The organism is Mycobacterium sp. P7213 (genome assembly GCF_900604305.1).
Lineage (GTDB): Bacteria > Actinomycetota > Actinomycetes > Mycobacteriales > Mycobacteriaceae > Mycobacterium.
The window spans coordinates 1-515 of the sequence record NZ_UWOA01000133.1; the positions used below are offsets into that span (position 1 = coordinate 1).

Below are 515 nucleotides of genomic sequence, written 5' to 3' on the forward strand. Positions count from 1 at the left end.
GGGTCCGGTGGCCAGGGCGGCAACGGCGCTGCCGGCGCCAACGGCAACGCCGGGCATGTCGATGGCTTCGATGGTGGTGCTGGTGGTGCCGGCGGGAACGCCGCCGCCGGCGGTATCGGTGGCACCGGCCTGACCGGTAAGGCCGCTGACGGTGCCAATGGCACCGCCGGTGTGGGTGGCAATGGTGGTGCCGGTGGTAACGGTTTGGCAGGCACCAACTCCACCACCGCCGGGGTGTCCGGCGGCAATGGTGGTTCCGGTGGTAACGGTGGTAACGGTGGCGCCGGGGGTACCCAGGTCGGTGGCGGCAACGCCGCCGCGGGTGTGGGCGGCAATGGCGGTAACGGCGCCACCGGTGGTGCCGGCTACACCGGCAAGGCCGGCACGAACGCGGTCACCCCCGGTGGTGACGGCACTGCCGGTGAGTCCGGCACCTCCGGTGGTAATGGTGGCAATGGTGGCCTCGGGGGTAGCGGCAGCAAGGCCGGCACCCAGGGCCTCGGTGCCGCCGGTGG

General features: G+C 72.6%; 1 pseudogene. It reads left to right on the top strand.

The features are described from left to right. A pseudogene (locus EJK91_RS22095) lies at positions 1-515 on the top strand (hypothetical protein); the annotation flags it as partial.